Genomic DNA, 18,022 nt, shown 5'->3' with positions numbered 1-18,022 from the left:
TTAAGCTTGCTCCTTCTGTCTGGTTGGATATAGCGCAACGTTTATTGTAGCAACAATCTCGTCCAATTGACCATCAAAAATTTTATTCAACTGCTTATAGCCGCCCTTGCTGCGGAACGGTTCTACATCGAATGCTTTTTCTGGATTCGGGTCCAGCACAGATTCTTGCAGCAATTGCTTCTCAATTCGCTTCAGCCAATCCTTCTGCACCTTCGGCCACACTCTCATCTCATAAATCTTCTTCATGGCATTCTCGATCCGTTCTTCATGGCTGATGAGTGGATCACCAAGCGCCTGCTGGCGGATAAAGCTGATAATGTCTGCGGCAATGTCCTGCTGCTTCACATCACGCCAGGCGGTTTGCAGATTTTTCTCGGTAAAACCTTTCTGATCTAGAGCCACACGAAGCTTCCGCAGCTCTTCACGGGTCAGATCATTCGGGCGGGTGCAAATGATGTTTAGAGCTGGAATCAGGTTCAGGTTCTCTCTAATAAAACCATTGAATCCTTCCAGATAATCCTCTGGTTTGTTGGCATCCCCATAACCACGTGTAACTCCGATCAGTTTATCCTTGTGATCCGAAATGAACTGGCGGTTATGCCGCCCTTTGTTCTCTTCAATAAACAGCAGCAATTGTGGTTTGCTTAATAAAGCTTCGCTAACCTGCTCAGCACTTGCCTTTTTTATCTCATCAATAAACTTATCAATATTCTGCCCATCCGACAGCGCTTTGAAATCCTCATGGTCCTGAGGCGTCCAGCTCTGCTTCTTCCGCTGCATCTTAGCCACAATCTCTTCCTGATGCGACTTAATGTGATGCTCACTCTTCATCTGCTTCAGCTCATCGACCAGGAGATCCAGACTGACCTGAGGTCTCGTCACAACAGGCTTCATATCCGTATAGGGCTTAAGCGACTCATAGATGCCTACCGCATCATAGATCATAAAATGATCCTTCTCGATCTCATCACAGCGGCGGGTAGCCCGTCCCAGCATTTGTTCATACAGAATACGGGAGCGGACCCGCCGCAGGAAAACCACATGGGAGATGCTCGGGATATCTATACCAGTCGTAAGGAGATCCACCGTGACTACGATGTTCGGCAGCCGTTCGTTTTTGAAGAGCTTAATAGCATGCAGTGGATCTTTGATCGAACCTGTAATTTTTAAAATCGCTCCATCATCTACAGGCCCGTAGACCTTCTCCAATTCTTCCTTAAAGATCCGAACAACCATATCCGCATGATCATCCGTTGCCGCGAAGATCAAGGTCTTACCATCCGCTTCAGGGTCGATATATTCAGTGAGCGCCTCCAGCACTACACGATTGAAATTCTCCGTGATCACCGTCTTATTGAACTGGGTTACTTCGAGGTTGACCTCATCTTCCAGCATTTCTTTCTCTACGGTTCCCAGGTCCACATTATATACAGCTACTTCCTCACCAATCTGCCACTTGATGCCGTTCTTCTTCAATTCTGTTTCAAACTGAACAGGTGGCTCATGGTCGATCAGATAGCCATCAATGACAGCTTCACGGTAGGAATAGTTAAAGATTGCTTTGTCAAAAATCTCAACCGTATGAAGAGCTGGTGTAGCCGTAAGCCCGATTCGCACAGCGTCAAAATAATCCAGTACCTTCCGATACTTGCTCACATAATCGGCGTGATCCCGAAACTCCAGTTCGATCTCTGTCATTTCCTTATCCAGCGTGTAACCACGGTGAGCCTCATCCACAATGATGCAATCATACTGATCTACAGAAGGAATGCCTTTATCATCATCACTATAAAAAAGCCGCTTCACCATACCCTGAACAGTAGCAATCTGTACCTTCGTTTCCACATTCGGTTTCTTGTCATCCAGCGTCTGAAGTTCAAATATCTGTGTGAAGGAATTAAAGCTTTCCAGCTTGGAATCCTTAAACGCAGCCTCAGCCTGACGGCCTAATGCAGAACGGTCTACCAGGAACAGAATTCTTTTGAAGCGATTATGTTTGATCAGACGATAAATTAGGCCGATGGCCATTCTCGTCTTGCCTGTTCCTGTTGCCATGGCTAACAGAATTCTGCGCTGTCCCGCTTCTATCGCATGCTCCACAGACAAAATCGCATCTTCCTGATACTCACGCAAATGCAGATAATCCAGCGATTCATCGCGAAGGTCCTTTGTCGCCTTATCTATGTCCTGCTGTAAAAGAGCCTTTAACCCTTCAGGTGAATACCATGTTTGCAGCACTCTGGCATGATTCGTAGACTTACGCGCATCTAAGAACCATATTCCCGATTTATGCTCAAGCTGCTTCAAATAGGGACGCCCATTCGTTGCAAACAGAAACGGCACTTGATAATTTCCCCAGGGACCATGAATGATCTCTTCACCGTGCTTAACTACATAAGAGGCATACTTTTTTGCCTGTTCAATATCGGCTTGTACATCCTTGCTCTGCCGTTTAGCCTCAACGATGCCGATCAATTCCATTCCATAAAAAAGAGCGTAGTCCGCAAACCCATTTTTCAGAGGCCATTCGGCTATAGCGAGGTACCTGCCTTTTTCAGGACGAGTCCCTGCGCTAAAACGCAGTTGTAATGTATCTGCCTCCCAGCCAGCCTGAACGAGCTTCTCATCTATGATTATTCGGGTCTGGGCTTCAGTAAGTTTAAGGGCACTGCCCAGTTGTCTGGCCTTGGTATGACGTTTTTGCTTCTCATCTGAAGTTTTGGAATCTTGCTGTTGAGTAAGTTTCTGCAGTTCCTGCTCCAGATGCTGTACTTTCGCGTCATAAGAAGCTGCCAACGACTGAAGTTCCGCCTGATTCTGTGCATCCTCTACTTGAGAAGGTTCGACATACTCAGGAGCAATGAAGTCCCACTCCCCATATACCTGCATAAACCAGACAGATAAGCGAAAGGCCATGTTCAACAAAGCTTTGGCTTCTTCGGTTGTTCCGTAAATCCCTTCTTCGTGATTGGCCTTGTTCCCAATCTTGCGAATAGCATGGAGGATATCCAACAGTTCTTGAGTCAGAAGATCGTCTTGTTTCAAAATCCTGAGTCTATCGTCCTGAGTTGCTCTGTCTGATAGTTGAAGCTCCTCAAATGCACATATATATTTCGTTAACGTCTCCCCAAACATACGGAGCTTGATCAGGGAAGTATTCGGATCAATATAAACATTCCGTTCAGCCATTTCGGCCAGATTGGAGAGAATATTCCAATGATTCGACAAGAAAGTGAAATTTCTGTTTGTCATCTCTTCACCTCTGGAGAATTTATCTTAAAAATGTAAGATGATGCATGGGGATATTTTCCTATGTATATAATAACATTTTCCAACTTCTTAAAGAATTAGATTTTATAAAATGTTATACTAACAAAAAGGCGGTGAATGAAATGTCCATTTCTAAGGAGCAATTGGAGCAAAGCTTTCGGGGCAAACCTTATGTTGAACTTAAAGATCTGGTGCAATTGATTGAGGATAATTTCGGATTTAACGTTACGCTTCAGAGGAAAGATGAACCTGCATTTACCGACGAACAGAAGAAAAGAATGACATCCGTTATTTTTAAAGATGAAGACGTTGTTTCCCAGCTTCGTAAGGCCAAGCATGACCGAGAGAATGGGATTTCCACATATAGTGACAGCGAAGAGGAGTTTGCACAATTACTGAAAGAGGTTCAGAATGACTGACCATTACAAGGTGCTCTGGACCACTTACGCTCGCGTAGCTCTTGCCCGAATGAAGGAATATAAGGTTGACCCGATGAACGTCTTCAAACGCTCAAAATCAGTTTTGGCTGATGAACCTAAATATAAGGCTGATGGAATATCGGACTTTCTTGGCTTTGAATTTAACGGCTATTATTGGACATTGATTGGCAATGTGATTGTTATTTACAGGGTTGATGATGAGCTACGCGAAGTGTATGTGGATGCTTGTTACTTTGCTAATACTGGATTGTCTCATTATGTATTTTGGGGAATTGATCCTGATGATGAATAGTTGACTAATCACCCTACAAATTGATTAACTTGCAGAATGGTTAAATAAATCGGCTCTTTTAGTGAGATTTGTTGCTTGATAGTGGAGTGAGAATCACGTCTTTGGGAGGCAGCCTGTCCATCTTAGTCTTTTTATCACCGTTAAGTGCTTTAAACTCCACTTTATAAGTTTGTTTGGAATTTGGGGCAATATTGTACACTTCGTAATTTTGTGAATCACCTTAGAAAGAATAGGCGAAGGTTTCCTTTGTCAATCCAATATCCTTCGATACATCTGCCGTCATGGTAAATTTCATTTCAGTATTACTTCTGTTTTTTATAGTTATGTCGCAATTGAAGGTGACGTAGCCTGAATCATCAATCCAAAAGTCATGAAGTATGCTTTCATCATAGACATACACCAATTCTCTTTGCTTTCCCCCAAAATGTGTCCATGCTATAACTACTACAAGTAACAAGGCAATAGATAAGAAAGATCTCACCAAATATTTTCTATTCACAACAACTCCTCCTTTTAAAATGAGTCCATGTATCGGTCTGAGGTGATATTATTTTTATGAAGCCAAAAGAGATGTATAAAATGATGTTATCAGAAAGCATTACACCCTTATTTAAGGAGAAGGGCTATAAAAAGAAAAATAATGTATTTGTCAGAGAATACCCTGAAGTTGTTCAGATCGTGCATCTTGCTGCTTCCAGTTGGAATTTACCCGATTATTACGATTTTTCAATTGACTTTGCATTATTCTCGAAACCTTATTATGCCCTCATGCAATATGAATTACCTAAGAGTTGGTTCAACTCCTCGTTGCATAGACCAATACTTGGAGGTAATATACAGCATTTAAAAGCTCCTCGTGGATATACTCCTAATTATCATATTGTTGCAGAAACAAATATGAGTAAAGTTACCGAGGCTTTGAGAAGCGATTTGATTAATTATATACTTCCATACATAGACCCGCTACGATCAACAGATTCATTAATTAAAGCAATAGAAGTTGCCAAAGAACAAGATATCTTTGGTTCCTTACCTAATATTCATGACGAAATAATACTTTACTATTCTTTGGATCACAAGGAAACTGCACAGGCAAAGCTGATTGAAGCATTAAGCATAGAACATGGAAATCCGTATTATAAGCCCAAATTAATTGAAATTGCAGAAAAACTAGGTCTGGTCCTGCCTTAACCTTATACAAACATTATAAGTAACGTTTCTAAAACAGAGGCATTTGAACTCAATGTTCAATGCCTCTGTTTTATTAAACGATCACCTTAGCAATTTGATGCAACAAACAACATAAACGAGCTAACTTTACCATAGATATTAATCAGCCGATCATGGGACAGGGGGATTAACAATGGAAAGTTATGAGCCAATTTCGTCAAAACAGCTTTTGAGCAAATTCGAAGAAGGTCAAGCCAAGCTGTACTACGACATAGGAAAACGAGTACATCATTATTTCGAGGATGCCTTTAAGGAGATGCAGCAATATCTTCAACAGTTCCCCACACAAAATGAAGGTGCATTAATAGAAGAGGCTGGATCACACGAACAACTGTCTCATAACTACGAATTGTTGCAACAGGAAATTCAAAAACTCAAACACACCAACGAAAGTCAGAAATCTCAAATCCAAAAACTCAAAGAAGAGAATGCACGACTTTCACGTAAAGCAGCAAAACCGAGTTCAAGAAAAACGAAAGATAAAAGTGAACTGGAGACGGATACTTTAAGCAACCCCGACGAAACAGAACCCAAAACGAGAAAAACGAGAACTCCGAAAAATACGAAGACACTTGAAGCTTTAACGTTAAAAGACGCCACACATGAAAATCAGTCTGAGCCTTGGGATCATGAATCTCTAGACCAGTACAACGAACTGGTTAGTAATGAACAAAATGAAATCTCAGAACCGAATCAACCCTAACAATCATTTGGAGCCAATGTTTCAACAAACTAATATACACTTACCGAAATTAGATATTGCCATCATATACACTTGCCGAAAATAACTGATCAGCGTCCCTGTAAAGGATGCTGCGTCAGTTCTTTTTGCGTTACAAATGCAGATGCAGCAACGTTTTGGTCTAAATTAGTTAAGGCAAGTGTATAGGGGGACGATCGGTTCCCTATACGCTTGCCTTAACATTTTGACAAATGACCGATTAGTCTAATACACTTACCGAGAAATTTGTTCCAATCAATATTTTATCCCTATAACTCAGACAGTACCTACATCATGAAGCTTATCAGCTATACCTTTGAGTTTGTATAAGGTTTTCAAATTGGATGAAGCGCTCATCAGCAGAACGACCGTTTTCTCGTATGTATTTGGAAACGCCGATTCAACTCCAAAATGAATTGCATTACGGGAATCCCTGACGACATCGGACCAGTAGAATATTTCCTTGATCATCGGTATTGAAACTTTTGATTCTTTAATCAGCTCTCCGAACAAATCATGTCTGCCTTCATACAGCTTTACAACTTGCTGGACTCTATTCATAAAATTAGTTTCATTTCTTAATTTATCAATAAGCTTGTCTGGATCTTTAAGACCTTTTCCAGCATAAGTGTACAATGATATTCCAAGCTCGACCCAGGCTCCCTCAACTGCTTTTCCAAGCATTGTAACAGTAGGTCGATATAGTTCATTCTGAAAACAAGCAATAGCATCACCTAGTGCTTCTTGAACATCGCGGTGCAAGTTGCTTCCAATACCAGCTACGTACAATTCAGGATTGAATAGAACATATTCTGGTTTATCTTGATCTCGTTTAGAAAAGTTGACCTTTAGCAACAGAGGTATTAATGTAGATGCTTCATTAAAATTAATAGTATATATCGAAGTCTGATTGGACCATACTTGCTTCGTGCGAATATGTGGATTAAAGTTATATGACCTGTCTTGAGATCCGATAAAAAATCCAGAGTGAACTAATGACCAAACTGCTTCACAATATGCCAATCCATAAGAGATGTATTGTGCCATTTGATTTATTTGTTCCTCTGTTGGAGCTTCTGAGTATACAATTTCCTCAGGGCATGGTCTCGCATAAAATTGGATGAATCGCCCCAGATTCTGTTCGGTATCCACAATAGATTCTTGGGTAACTAGAAATTGCTTAGCCAAAAGAATAATCGAATTGTTCACGTGTACTTTGCTCATTACCTGATCAGAAAACTTGTTCCCGTTTATCATCATTAGTCTCCATTTCACAATCAATATTTTCTCATATTTTATTTTTCGTGATCTTACAATTTAATCCTTCATCACAACAAAAAACCGTCTCCAGTAAGAGAACGGCTCACAATAATTCTGACTTAATCGCGTATTCAATTTTCCCGTTCTGATCAATAGTTAGGTAAGCTAGAGCAAATTGAAGTATTTGTTTCTCGTCATGAACAGGTAAACTCTTACGGTCACATTTTATTCTGTTCACAAGCTTCTCTGTCTCTTGAATAACCGTCTCCTTATCTTGTTTTAAGAAATCCAGTTTATGTTTATATCGTGTGTACATTTTCTTAGCAGCTAATAAGTTTTGCTCATTATAGGCATTAGCTAAACTGAACGCCTCGTAGACATCCCTGTCTTCACTGTTTATCTTCCCATACTCTTCAATCCATGATTCGTAATGCACTTTGTTGTTTGAGAATTCTTGAATTTGCTTTTCATACAATTCCGTTCGATGCTGTATGGTGGTTACTTCATTTTGAAAGCGAGCATATACTACTTCCGAGATCCTGGTAATATCGATTGACCGCTGTATCTTTTTCCAAATTGCGTCAATAATCGGCGATAATTTTTCTGCCCCTACCTTATAGTTACACTCAGTGCATACATAAAAAATATCACCATAATCCTTTCCATTGTTTTTGTTTTTGGAGGTCATATCCTTGCATTTCAAACGTTCATTGCATTCTGCACAGTACAGCAGTCCATTCAATACATTCTTTGTGACATAGAACTGAGCAAATTTAAGCCCTGCGTTTTTCAAAGATTCTTCACCATCGTAATAATCCCTGCGATTTTTATATATGAACCAGGTTGTTTTCCACGCCTCAAGTGTCACAACGGGTTTAATAGAAGTATTACTGCCTTGTAGCCAATCCGTCATTTCTTTATTTACTGTTAAATGGGAAATGGAATCGCGACGGTTCAAAGTCAATATTCCCGCGTAAAAAGGATTCGTTATGATCTCTTTGATATGGTTCCATTTCCAATCCCGACCTCTTCTTGACTCTTTGGGCAGCATTCCCGCAATCGCCCTGAATCCCAAATTACCCTGCTTGTAGAGAGAGAATATTTTTTGCACATGCTCAATTTCATCGGGAATGGTCTCAAATTTCTTCGTATCCTTAAGATATCTATAACCATATGGAGCTGATCCGCCCGTCCACTGACCTTCCTTCAGCAATGTCCTCATCGCGCGTTTAGTATCACCAGCAATTTTATCCCCTTGATACTGTGAGAAACTGTCGCGAATCGTTTGCGATAATAACTCACCTTCGTCATAACGGGTGTTATTGTGAAGCACATATACGGGGATTTTATACTCCACAAATTTCTTGCGAATTTCACGGTGCTCTCTGGTTTTTCTTGCCAATCGATCTTCAGCCCACACCAGGACAAAATCAAACAACCGCTTCTGTGCATCATCGAGCAATCTTTTTAACTCGGGACGTTCATTCATCTCCTTCTTTCTTGCCGATACCGCACTGTCCAAATAACGGCCAACGAGACTTAACTCATGCCGTCTTACGAACTCCTCGCAAGCACTGTTCTGGGAATCCATCTCCTGTTTATCCGTCGAATGCCTTCCATAGAAAGCCCCCTTCATTCCAGGTTTAATGAAGTCAGTTATAATCAAATCTCCACCTCCGTGTATTTACTTTGACCCTGACTCCAATCAATTCTTAATATTTTGGAATTCGCCGTAATCCGTACGCTCATAGATATGAGAAATCGGATTAACTCATCACTCCCAAGTTCCGATAATCTGGATTCCAGAGCAAATTCGGCCGCTTTCAAATGAGGTGATGCAGCGTATTGTACCATTCCTTTAAACCTTTCAATTTCACCCCTAATGCAGCTAATATCCTCCTGTATGAATTGATGTCTACACTTGATCTTCTTTAATTCATCCTTATTGTGATTCGACTTATCGAGCATGTATTGCCTGGTTTGTGTTATTAACAAAGAGCCGATAGTACTGAGATCGAACTCTAACTGGAATAGTCTGCTTTCTAATTCGCTTGTTTTTTCAGCTACATACTTGGGAAACTGCTTTTCTAATTCCAAGGGTAACTCATGCAGAAGATATTCCTTAGCAGCTTGTAAATAACTCCCTTCAACTTCATTCTTTTTAAGTTTAAGACCATGCTTTTTGCAAATGTATAACCCCTCAACATCTTTATAGATATAATTCTGAGTTGACATCATACCTCCACATAATGAACAGGTGATTTTGTTTTTAAGGAGATATACGACATTATGTTTGGCGTTCTTTCGGCCAGTTGAATATGCTGCGAACTTCTCCTGAATCTTATTCCAATCTTCATCTTCAAAAATACGCAGGTGAGGAACCGCTGTACGCACATCCCCATAACTCAGATATCCATTGTAATACTGATTACCGAACATCCCGCGAATTCGAGAGTCACTCCAATCTTGGGGAATTATATTCTGTGATTTTAAGTACTTTACATAATCAGCGAATGACTTGAAGTTTTGTTCGAGAAATACATTGAACGTCTTTCTTATCACTTCAACTTCCTCTTCTTGTTTCATCATTGCTACAGCTTCTTTTTGGTCTCCTGTCTTAATTAATCGGTAGCCGTAAGGCGTACGACCGCCTGGATTCCCGCCCTTTTTTGCTTTTGCACGTTTTCCAGCTGTTGTTCCTTCGACAATTTTATCGCCTTCTAACTCATTTTTCGCCCCAAATATGGCCTCAAGAATTTCTCCTTCCTCGGAATAAATCATTGGAGGTTCGGCCTTCTCCGAAAAGATCACGCTGATCTTATTTTTCTTGAAAATTTCGTAAATCTCAAGATGTTCCGTCAAGTTGCGTGCCAACCTACAACGTCTGCTAACAATTACATTTTGAATAATCCCCGCCTGAATATCGGAGAGCAAACGATGCAGTTCAGGTCTCTGAAATCTGTTATTGTTACGCGCAGAGACTTTAGGGTCAAGATATCGCTCATCGATGAACAACTTGTTCTTGAATGCCGTGTTTTCTCCTTCGGCTATCTGTGATTTCAACGATGTCTTTTGAATTTTTTGGTCAATTGAATGTCTTGCATACAACGCCGTCTTCATGGAAGCTCCTGATTCTGCTTATCCATTTCTTCTTCAATAATCCGCTGAATAACCTCAAGAAACAAATCGTGATATTGTTTGGCCGCTGCGGGATCATTCACGTATTTTACAGAATGAATTTGGGCATCCTGAATCTCTTGGTATCTTTTTTTCATGGGTTCAATTCCCTTCTAGTATTTTGAATTAAGGAGGCTGCGTCATGCAGGAAATCGGTCAACAAATTCGTCAAATTCGCAATCGGAAGGGCATTAGTCTAAATGCCTACGCTAATGAACTCGGTGTATCTTCGGGATATCTTTCTAACTTAGAAACGGGTAAAACCCAAAACATAACCCTTAGTGTTCTGGAACAACTGCAAAAGGATCTTAACTTAGTCCCGTTTCCTGCGGATAGCAGTGATGAAATTCGAATGCGTCTGGATAGGGTGTACGAACTTCTTGTGAATTTGCAAACTTGTAAACCTGATGCCGTTGAATATTTGCTTCGCTGTGTTGAAGAAGGAGCCGAAGCTTTCTTATCGCATTACACCTCCTCGCCTCGGTAATTGGTAATATGTGCATGTATAAGAGAAACTATTCATACACATGAACAAATATTTAAAATCATGAATGGAACAAGCTTCATATTCATAAATATGCGTTTACAGCCGTGAATAATGATCGAGTTAAAGGGGAGTCTAACCTGCAATAGGTTGGCTCCCTTTTTCGTGCATAATCAGACCCATTGCCGTACAAAAAAAGGAGAGTCTATCCCACCTCGGGAAGACTCTCTTCTTTATGAACAAAGCTAATTCGATACCCGCTTGCTTGTTCTGAGCCAATGGTCTCTGTAAGCAGATGTGCGGCTGCCCGCTCTTTTAGCGTCTTCTCCCAAGAAGCGAAGTGTTCCGCTAACTTCTCTAATGTTTCAGAATGATCGATTTCCTTAAGATTACCAAAACAAATCTGCTGCGAAGGAGTGTTGACAGTAAAACGGATCTTCAGGTCCATCGTGCCTCCCCCCTTTAATACAACCTATGAGGCAGATCGGCGAGGACAACCCTATAATCGTAAATCAAATTTTTGGTGCATAGAATAAAGGACCAGCCCATCAGGAGGAGCGCCAATGAATGTTGAGAATACCGCAAGCCGTTTTGTAGCGATTTATTGCCGCGTATCGACCGATGAGCAGGCCCGCGAGGGTGTCTCCTTGGATGAGCAGCAGGAGCGCCTGAAGGCCTATTGCAAGGCCATGGGCTGGACAGACGAAGTCCTATTGTTTATTGACGATGGCTACTCCGCAAAAAGCACAGACCGCCCTCAGCTCAAGCGGTTGATGACATACATAGAGAATGGCGAAATCTCAAAAGTCATGGTCACCAAACTGGATCGGATGAGCCGTCGATTGCTCGATTTGCTCACACTGATCGATATGTTCCAACAGCATCAAGTCGCGTTCATTTCAATCAGTGAATCGTTTGATACGAACACACCATCAGGCCGTTTAACACTTCAAGTACTTGGTGCTGTCGCGGAATTTGAACGTGAGCGTATTCGAGAACGTGTGCTGGATAATATGTTCCATGCTGCTAACCAGGGCAAATGGCTGACCCAGAGTCCCTATGGATATCGCTTGGAAGATAAAGTACTTACCATCCATGAGCCCGAGGCAAAGACTGTACGACAAATGTATGATCTATACCTCAATCAAGGAATGGGATTCTTCGCAATTGCCCGACAACTGAACGAAGAAGGTATACCTTCCAGACACAACAAAGAATGGTCAATTCGTTCAGTTAAACTGCTACTTACCAATCCTGTATATAAAGGCACCTTTGTATGGAACCGCGTGGATTCAAGCAAGAAGAAAAGAACCATAAAGGATGATAAGGATTGGATTGTCATTGACGATTGCCTACCCGCCATAATCGACAAGAACACTTGGGAAAGAGTGCAGACCAAAATGAACAGACCGAGCATTGCCCCCCGTGCCCAGACCAGCCCCCATCTTCTCGGCGGCATACTAAAATGTGGAAACTGCGGGTCGGGGATGAGCATTGGCTGGTCAGGGTCACGAGACAGACGTTATCGCGTCTACCGCTGTTCTGCGAACAAGAACAAAGGAACTTGCACTAGCAAGCAGTATAAAGCCGACGAAGTGGAGTCATGGTTTTTGCAGGGGTTAGCAGGTTTGTCAGATTCACTTAGCCTTGAACTGGTTCCTCATCTCGTTGAGAAAGCCCGCAGTAGCCAGAGCAGCCGTGGAGATCAACAAATCACGGCAGCAAAAAACCGTTATAAACGGAAGGTTGAAGCATATACCGCTGGATTGATTGAATTACAGGATTTAAACGAGGAGAAGCAGCGAATGGAAAAGGTTATAAAGGAGAAGCAGAGTTCAAATGAACAGGGAGAGAAGGTACAGATGGAAGAGCTGAAGGAAATGCTTGAAAGCAAGATAAAGACGGTACTGGATGCGATAAATGTGTTGCCTGTTGAGGAGGCTAAGGTGCTGCTACGGACACTGATTTCTAAGGTAACTGTTTTAGGGAAGGGGGAATTGGATATAGAGCTTGTTATATAAAAATTCATATCAGTAACTATAAAAATTGATACACAACAACCTTATAAAATGTGGTAAAATTTTCAACATATATTAATGAATGCGAGGGAAGATAATGAACAGTAGAGTTACCTTTTTTGGGATTTACGGCCTGTTCGGGTCAAGAGATGTAAAGATAGAATTTGATAAAGATGTACTGATAATTATTGGTGAAAATGGTGCAGGAAAAACAACAATCATGAATATGTTTTATTATACTTTGACATGCCAACTTGAAAAATTACATAACATTGACTTCGATAAAATTGAACTTCATTTTTCTTCAGGCAATTGGATTCTTATCAATAAAAGCGATCTCAATTACTATGGTGAAGAAGCACACGAAATTGGGGCAACTGGATTCCTCGGATACCTTCAGAAACACTTTACTATTGATGAGTTTGAGAGTTTATTACGTGTAGTTCAAGACCCTTCGGACAGAGATTATGAGAATGAAATACGTTATTTCTCAATGTTACTTTCAGAAAGAACGGGAAGAAGCAGAAACTCCAGTCTTTCTTTATTCAGAAGAGAAATGATGTCAATAAACCCCAATGAAGTCAAACTTTTTGGTGTTTCTAAGCTCAAAAGAGAGCTGAGTAGTATCATTAAAAATGAAATAGATGAGGAAATTCTATATTTCCCCACTTATAGAAGGATCGAAGAAGAACTACATAAATTGGGTTACAAAGATGAAAGTCTGAAATTTATTAATAGCAATAATAAATTAATTCAGTTTGGTATGAATGATGTTAATAAACGTTTTGAAAACATTACATCTGAAATAAAAAACTCAGCAATCGAATGGTTTTCTAAAGTTACAGGTGAAATGTTAAGCCAATTGGTAGATGGTATTAAAGTAACTGAAGATATGAGAAACAGTATAAAGAATCCCGAAGCTTTAAAAATTGTATTGGATCGTATTGGCGATAACATTAGTGAGCAAGACAAACAGAATATTGATAACCTTATTAAAACAAATCAAATTTTCTCAGAAAAACATGACTCTTTAACCTACTTTCTTTCAAACCTAATTAAAATTTATGATCAACAGAGAGATAAAGATATCGCTATAAAAAGATTTGCTGATGTATGCAATACTTACTTGTATGGTAAACACATCGATTATAATGAAAGTGCTGTAACAATTCAGGTTGTTCAGAAAAATGGAGATAGTATAGAACTTGGCGATTTATCATCAGGAGAAAAACAAATAGTATCGCTATTTTCGAAACTATACCTTGAATCCGAAAAAAATTTCATTATATTATTTGATGAACCTGAATTATCCCTGTCTATAGAATGGCAAAAACAACTCCTACCAGATATTATGAATTCTGATAAATGTCGACTCTTAATAAGTGTTACACATTCTCCATTTATATTTGATAATGAACTGGATGAATATGCTGTGGAACTCGATAAATTCACCAATGAAGTTGAGGTATATGTCGAATGAAACTTAATGAGATGAGGGAACAAAGATATACTGCTCCCGTTAAATATACCGAATTCACAAGAACATTTAAAAAATCTAAAACAGCCTTGTTTTGCTTTGTAGAAGGAGAAGATAGTAAATTTTATAACGCCCATGTACGAAATTACTTTGTCGGTTCGGAAATTATTTTCTTTAAGTCTGGGGGAAAGGATGAGGTTCTACGATTATTTAGATTAATAAATACAAAATCTGAGTATTCCGAAGTAAAGTCGCTATACTTTGTAGATAGAGATTTTGATGATAGTCTAAATATACCCCAAATTTATGAAACGCCTTGTTATTCAATTGAAAATTTATACACTACCAGTGAGGCATTATGTCGGATTCTTACCAGTGAATTTGGCATTGAATATTATGAAGATGAATATGAAGTTATTAGTGATCTATATTTTGAAAGACAAATTGAATTTCATGAGGCTGCTTTATACTTAAATGCATGGATTATTTGTCAAAAAAAATTAATTTCACAAGGAAAGCAAAGCAGGCTTCTTTTAAACAAACTAAAATTTAACGAGTACTTTGATGTCAGTTTAACTAAAGTTAACTCTAAATATGATATTTCTACAATTAAGAATACGTTTAGTGAAGCTAGTGATATAAATGAACAGGATATACTATCTGAGGTTGAACAACTAAAAAATACAAACTTACAAAAATCGCTTAGAGGGAAATTCGAGCTTGAATTCCTTCGAACTTTTTTAGATAAGTTAAAGACCCTTAGATGTGAAGGTAACAATTCGTTTTTTAACAAGAAGCGCAAAGTCAGTATTACACTTTCCAGAGATAATCTTATCTCAGAATTGGCACAGTATGCAGAAGTACCTCCTTGTTTAATTCACTACTTGTCTCATTACTCTGAAGTTTATAAAGAAGAACAAGTCGGTGCTTGATTACTTTTTTAAGCACCTTAGCAATACGAAGGCTGGGCCTCCTACTGGCATCAGCGCATCATGCGCGAGCTTGACCTGACGCCGGAGGAGACGATTGAATACTCGAAGCTGAATTCCGCTGTGGTGCAGCCTTCCCGCCAGAGCCTGAACCCCTACTATCTGGGGCTGAAGATCTTCGAAGACATCGAACGCCGCTGGGACCGCGATAAAATGTTCGAGGTGCGCGAGCTCGATTCCGACATTTCGTTCATCCGCAGTTACCTGTCGAAGCAGCTGGTTAACGACCTGGACCTGTATGTGTTTGAGAAAAAGGGGCCGGAGTGGAAAATCACCGACAAAGCCTGGGAGAACGTACGCGACCAGCTGGTGCTGGCCCGGGTCAACGGCGGTTCGCCTTACCTCGTCATCCAGGATGCAGACTATGAACGCAACGGCGAGCTGATGATCGTCCACCGTTATGAGAGCATCGAGCTGGACCTGAAATATTTGGAGCGCACGCTCCCGCACATTTACTCCCTCTGGGGCCGGACCGTGCATCTGCAGACGGTGGTTGAAGATAAAAAAGCCCTTTTTACCTATGACGGCAAAAAGGTGCAGCGGAAATTTATGTAGAATGTTCAGGCACTGTCTGAGGCTGTTTCCTATATGGGAAGGCCACTGGACAGTGCCTTTTCTTTTAGCCTTCCCTTTTTCCTTTTTTCACCATCCGGACTAAACCTGACACTCTGTAGTCAACTTCCATGCCTTATACTGAATACAGTTACTGTATATTATTGAACAGGAGGCAGTATCGTGGCAGCAAAAACAAACGAACAGCTGGTGCTTGAATTTCACTCTTTTATCCCCTACGTTCAGTCTATTCAGCATCTGGAAGATGCGCTGTGGGAGGCTCCGGTCAAGCCCGGGAAATGGTCACTGAAAGAAATGCTGTGTCACATCATGCGCTGGGATCAGTATTTTTATGAAGAGGCGTTCGCCAAAGTAAAAGCGGGACAACCGTTAACCGCGAAGCATCTGAACTTCAATGAATTCAACGCCAAGGCGATCGAGTACGCTCAAACCGTAACCCTGCAGGAGATCATCCGCCAGCTGATAGAGTACCGCAGCAAAATGATTGATGACATGACCGGGATCACCGACGCTGAGTTTCTGACCACTTACCCTGACGGTGACGGCAAGCCTTTCAGCTACCGCGGACATCTGAGAGGATTCATCCCGCATGACAAGCATCATAAGAAGCAGATTCAGCAGTACATACAATCCGCCGCATTAACGTAGCATTCCCCCTATTTTCCGCCGCACAAAATACAGCCCGCTTCTTCCACTGAATTTGGAATGAGCGGGCTGGTATTCTACCACACATAAGATTATGTCAGTACATGGTTCTCCATATCCACAGGATGCTTCAGCGCACAGGTCCACTCTACAAATCCATATCCTTTATTTTCATCATAATGCGGCGCACCGCTGTCCTGGTTAAAGGGAACAGTGACATCATCCGGCTGCGGATTGCCGGTGAAGTTAAAACGGCATTCGGCTGCGCTCTCCGGGTGCTGATTATTGCTCTTCAAGATACCGCTCTACTTCCAGCGAAGCCAGCAGCAAAGGCCCGATGCCCATTGGCGCATCCGATACCACCGCTTCTGAAATGTAATAGTCATAAGAGCCGTTGCGGTCGATACTCAGTCCTGCCCCATGGCAGATCTGGTGCAGATGGACACCCTGCTCATCTTCAGTAACTAAGTGTTCCAATATCCCTTCATAGCCTTTCTGCATGGCATCTTTGAAGGACGGCTCCAGATAACCGAGCCGCAAGCCCTTCGCCATCGCATACACGAACATAATGGAGCCGGTGGCCTCGAGGTAATTACCCTTCCGTCCCGCCTGGTCCAGCACCTGGTACCACAGGCCGCTCTCCTGATCCTGAACCTTCACAAGCGCTCCGCACAACCGCTGGAAAATCCCGATGATCGTCCCCCGCTTGGGATGGGTCACCGGGAAATGCTCCAGGCAATCCACTGCCGCCATGGCATACCAGCCCATTGCCCGGCTCCAGAAATGGGAGGACAGGCCCGTGGATGAATCAGCCCATTCCTGCTCGCGGGATTCATCCCAGCCGTGATAGAGCAGTCCGGTACGGGGATCGCGTGTCTTGCGCTCCACCAGCAGCAGCTGATGGGCGGCTTCATCGATCAGGTCCAGGCGCTGGAACACTGCACCATATTCCGCCAGAAAAGGCGAGGCCATGTAAAGTCCATCCAGCCACATCTGGAACGGATAGACCTTCTTGTGCCAGAAGCCGCCCTCTGAGGTGCGGGGATGGCCCATCAGCTGCGCGGCCAGCAGATGGGCCGCTTCGGCGTACCGCTGTTCCCCCGTTTCCCGGTACAGCGGAAAGAGGTTTTTGCCCTGGTTGATCTGATCCAGGTTGTACTCTTCCAGCCTGTAGGAACGGATGGAACCATCCTCCCGGATAAAAGTTTCCATATGCCGCTTCGTATAGGAGAGGTACTCCTGCTCACCGAGCCGGGCACCGGCCCGCCCCATCGCCATCAGCAGCATGCCCGGCACATAAGCCCAGCGCTGCAGGATATATTCGTGCTCACCCTGTCCGTTGCAGCTTCCGAGAACCGTATCGGCAATTTTGCGGGACCACTGCACGGTTGCCGTTTGTTGTGTACTCATTATTTCCCTCCTGTTCTTGTCGTCCGGGACCTACTT

The 18,022-nt window shown here is 41.9% G+C and carries 18 protein-coding genes and 1 pseudogene; 10 read left to right on the top strand and 9 right to left on the bottom strand.

The genetic code is table 11. The annotated features are described in order from the left end of the window. Window positions 1-3,252: a type I restriction-modification system endonuclease gene (gene hsdR, locus C2I18_RS21295; protein ID WP_249897728.1), complete on the bottom strand. Its 3,252-nt coding sequence runs from the start codon at window positions 3,250-3,252 to the stop codon at window positions 1-3. A gap of 44 nt (window positions 3,253-3,296) precedes the next feature. Here hsdR and C2I18_RS21290 point away from each other — a divergent pair, with 44 nt between their 5' ends. Continuing rightward, window positions 3,297-3,689: a hypothetical protein gene (locus C2I18_RS21290; protein ID WP_249897727.1), complete on the top strand. Its 393-nt coding sequence runs from the start codon at window positions 3,297-3,299 to the stop codon at window positions 3,687-3,689. Next, complete coding sequence (locus tag C2I18_RS21285) at window positions 3,682-4,002, top strand: hypothetical protein (RefSeq protein ID WP_249897726.1); 321 nt, start codon at window positions 3,682-3,684, stop codon at window positions 4,000-4,002. Before C2I18_RS21290 ends, C2I18_RS21285 begins: the two co-directional genes overlap by 8 nt. Before the next feature lie 220 nt (window positions 4,003-4,222). Here C2I18_RS21285 and C2I18_RS21280 read toward each other — a convergent pair whose 3' ends face one another. Further along, complete coding sequence (locus tag C2I18_RS21280) at window positions 4,223-4,501, bottom strand: hypothetical protein (protein ID WP_249897725.1); 279 nt, start codon at window positions 4,499-4,501, stop codon at window positions 4,223-4,225. A gap of 56 nt (window positions 4,502-4,557) precedes the next feature. On the opposite strand from C2I18_RS21280, the gene C2I18_RS21275 reads away from it, so the two are divergent. After that, complete coding sequence (locus C2I18_RS21275) at window positions 4,558-5,193, top strand: DUF4304 domain-containing protein (RefSeq protein WP_249897724.1); 636 nt, start codon at window positions 4,558-4,560, stop codon at window positions 5,191-5,193. Window positions 5,194-5,365: 172 nt separating this feature from the next. Further along, window positions 5,366-5,935, top strand: coding sequence for a hypothetical protein (locus C2I18_RS21270; RefSeq protein ID WP_249897723.1), 570 nt, complete (start codon window positions 5,366-5,368; stop codon window positions 5,933-5,935). 294 nt (window positions 5,936-6,229) lie between these two features. On the opposite strand, the gene C2I18_RS21265 is transcribed toward C2I18_RS21270, so the two are convergent. The 4 genes from C2I18_RS21265 to C2I18_RS21250 form a co-directional block, all read right to left on the bottom strand. Then, on the bottom strand, window positions 6,230-7,213 hold the full coding sequence (locus C2I18_RS21265; protein ID WP_249897722.1) for a hypothetical protein: 984 nt from the start codon (window positions 7,211-7,213) through the stop codon (window positions 6,230-6,232). A 103-nt stretch (window positions 7,214-7,316) separates the two neighbouring features. After that, entirely contained in the window at window positions 7,317-8,879 is a 1,563-nt protein-coding gene (locus tag C2I18_RS21260; protein ID WP_249897721.1) for a recombinase family protein, read from the bottom strand. Beyond that, a complete protein-coding gene (locus tag C2I18_RS21255) occupies window positions 8,876-10,333 on the bottom strand; it encodes a recombinase family protein (RefSeq protein ID WP_249897720.1) in 1,458 nt (485 codons plus the stop codon). The genes C2I18_RS21260 and C2I18_RS21255 overlap by 4 nt, the downstream gene beginning before the upstream one ends. Further along, window positions 10,330-10,488, bottom strand: a complete 159-nt coding sequence (locus C2I18_RS21250; protein WP_179089117.1) for a hypothetical protein — start codon at window positions 10,486-10,488, stop codon at window positions 10,330-10,332. Before C2I18_RS21250 ends, C2I18_RS21255 begins: the two co-directional genes overlap by 4 nt. Window positions 10,489-10,532: 44 nt before the next feature. On the opposite strand from C2I18_RS21250, the gene C2I18_RS21245 reads away from it, so the two are divergent. Further along, the gene (locus tag C2I18_RS21245; RefSeq protein WP_076146921.1) at window positions 10,533-10,877 is read left to right on the top strand and encodes a helix-turn-helix domain-containing protein; all 345 of its coding nucleotides are present in this window, start codon (window positions 10,533-10,535) and stop codon (window positions 10,875-10,877) included. Between the two features lie 202 nt (window positions 10,878-11,079). On the opposite strand, the gene C2I18_RS21240 is transcribed toward C2I18_RS21245, so the two are convergent. Further along, window positions 11,080-11,322, bottom strand: coding sequence for a hypothetical protein (locus tag C2I18_RS21240; RefSeq protein WP_076146923.1), 243 nt, complete (start codon window positions 11,320-11,322; stop codon window positions 11,080-11,082). Window positions 11,323-11,437: 115 nt separating this feature from the next. On the opposite strand from C2I18_RS21240, the gene C2I18_RS21235 reads away from it, so the two are divergent. The 5 genes and pseudogenes from C2I18_RS21235 to C2I18_RS21215 all read left to right on the top strand — a co-directional run bounded on the left by C2I18_RS21235 (window position 11,438) and on the right by C2I18_RS21215 (window position 16,579). Then, complete coding sequence (locus C2I18_RS21235; protein WP_249897719.1) at window positions 11,438-12,895, top strand: recombinase family protein; 1,458 nt, start codon at window positions 11,438-11,440, stop codon at window positions 12,893-12,895. Window positions 12,896-12,989: 94 nt separating this feature from the next. Then, on the top strand, window positions 12,990-14,372 hold the full coding sequence (locus tag C2I18_RS21230) for an AAA family ATPase (protein WP_249897718.1): 1,383 nt from the start codon (window positions 12,990-12,992) through the stop codon (window positions 14,370-14,372). After that, window positions 14,369-15,301, top strand: coding sequence for a DUF4435 domain-containing protein (locus C2I18_RS21225; protein WP_249897717.1), 933 nt, complete (start codon window positions 14,369-14,371; stop codon window positions 15,299-15,301). The genes C2I18_RS21230 and C2I18_RS21225 overlap by 4 nt, the downstream gene beginning before the upstream one ends. A 27-nt stretch (window positions 15,302-15,328) precedes the next feature. Continuing rightward, a pseudogene (locus C2I18_RS21220) lies at window positions 15,329-15,913 on the top strand (SpoVR family protein); the annotation flags it as partial. A gap of 180 nt (window positions 15,914-16,093) precedes the next feature. Continuing rightward, the gene (locus C2I18_RS21215; RefSeq protein WP_249897716.1) at window positions 16,094-16,579 is read left to right on the top strand and encodes a DinB family protein; all 486 of its coding nucleotides are present in this window, start codon (window positions 16,094-16,096) and stop codon (window positions 16,577-16,579) included. A gap of 89 nt (window positions 16,580-16,668) precedes the next feature. Here the strand turns inward: C2I18_RS21215 and C2I18_RS21210 are convergent, their stop codons facing one another. Together C2I18_RS21210 and C2I18_RS21205 are read right to left on the bottom strand one after the other, a co-directional pair. Then, window positions 16,669-16,872: a hypothetical protein gene (locus tag C2I18_RS21210; RefSeq protein ID WP_249897715.1), complete on the bottom strand. Its 204-nt coding sequence runs from the start codon at window positions 16,870-16,872 to the stop codon at window positions 16,669-16,671. Then, entirely contained in the window at window positions 16,859-17,986 is a 1,128-nt protein-coding gene (locus tag C2I18_RS21205; RefSeq protein ID WP_249897714.1) for a glycoside hydrolase family 88/105 protein, read from the bottom strand. Before C2I18_RS21205 ends, C2I18_RS21210 begins: the two co-directional genes overlap by 14 nt. Window positions 17,987-18,022: the final 36 nt, after the last annotated feature.

Source organism: Paenibacillus sp. PK3_47 (assembly GCF_023520895.1).
Classification (GTDB): Bacteria; Bacillota; Bacilli; order Paenibacillales; family Paenibacillaceae; genus Paenibacillus_AQ.
Note: the sequence above shows the minus strand (reverse complement) of the source record. Positions and strands in the feature narration are given on the sequence as shown.

Coding starts and splice junctions, on each gene's coding strand:
- C2I18_RS21230 (WP_249897718.1), top strand. CDS start 12,990: ATGAACAGTAGAGTTACCTTTTTTGGGATTTACGGCCTGTTCGGGTCA.
- C2I18_RS21255 (WP_249897720.1), bottom strand. CDS start 10,333: ATGAAGACGGCGTTGTATGCAAGACATTCAATTGACCAAAAAATTCAA.
- C2I18_RS21250 (WP_179089117.1), bottom strand. CDS start 10,488: ATGAAAAAAAGATACCAAGAGATTCAGGATGCCCAAATTCATTCTGTA.
- C2I18_RS21275 (WP_249897724.1), top strand. CDS start 4,558: ATGAAGCCAAAAGAGATGTATAAAATGATGTTATCAGAAAGCATTACA.
- C2I18_RS21270 (WP_249897723.1), top strand. CDS start 5,366: ATGGAAAGTTATGAGCCAATTTCGTCAAAACAGCTTTTGAGCAAATTC.
- C2I18_RS21240 (WP_076146923.1), bottom strand. CDS start 11,322: ATGGACCTGAAGATCCGTTTTACTGTCAACACTCCTTCGCAGCAGATT.
- C2I18_RS21265 (WP_249897722.1), bottom strand. CDS start 7,213: ATGATGATAAACGGGAACAAGTTTTCTGATCAGGTAATGAGCAAAGTA.
- C2I18_RS21205 (WP_249897714.1), bottom strand. CDS start 17,986: ATGAGTACACAACAAACGGCAACCGTGCAGTGGTCCCGCAAAATTGCC.
- hsdR (WP_249897728.1), bottom strand. CDS start 3,252: ATGACAAACAGAAATTTCACTTTCTTGTCGAATCATTGGAATATTCTC.
- C2I18_RS21290 (WP_249897727.1), top strand. CDS start 3,297: ATGGGGATATTTTCCTATGTATATAATAACATTTTCCAACTTCTTAAA.
- C2I18_RS21245 (WP_076146921.1), top strand. CDS start 10,533: ATGCAGGAAATCGGTCAACAAATTCGTCAAATTCGCAATCGGAAGGGC.
- C2I18_RS21225 (WP_249897717.1), top strand. CDS start 14,369: ATGAAACTTAATGAGATGAGGGAACAAAGATATACTGCTCCCGTTAAA.
- C2I18_RS21285 (WP_249897726.1), top strand. CDS start 3,682: ATGACTGACCATTACAAGGTGCTCTGGACCACTTACGCTCGCGTAGCT.
- C2I18_RS21235 (WP_249897719.1), top strand. CDS start 11,438: ATGAATGTTGAGAATACCGCAAGCCGTTTTGTAGCGATTTATTGCCGC.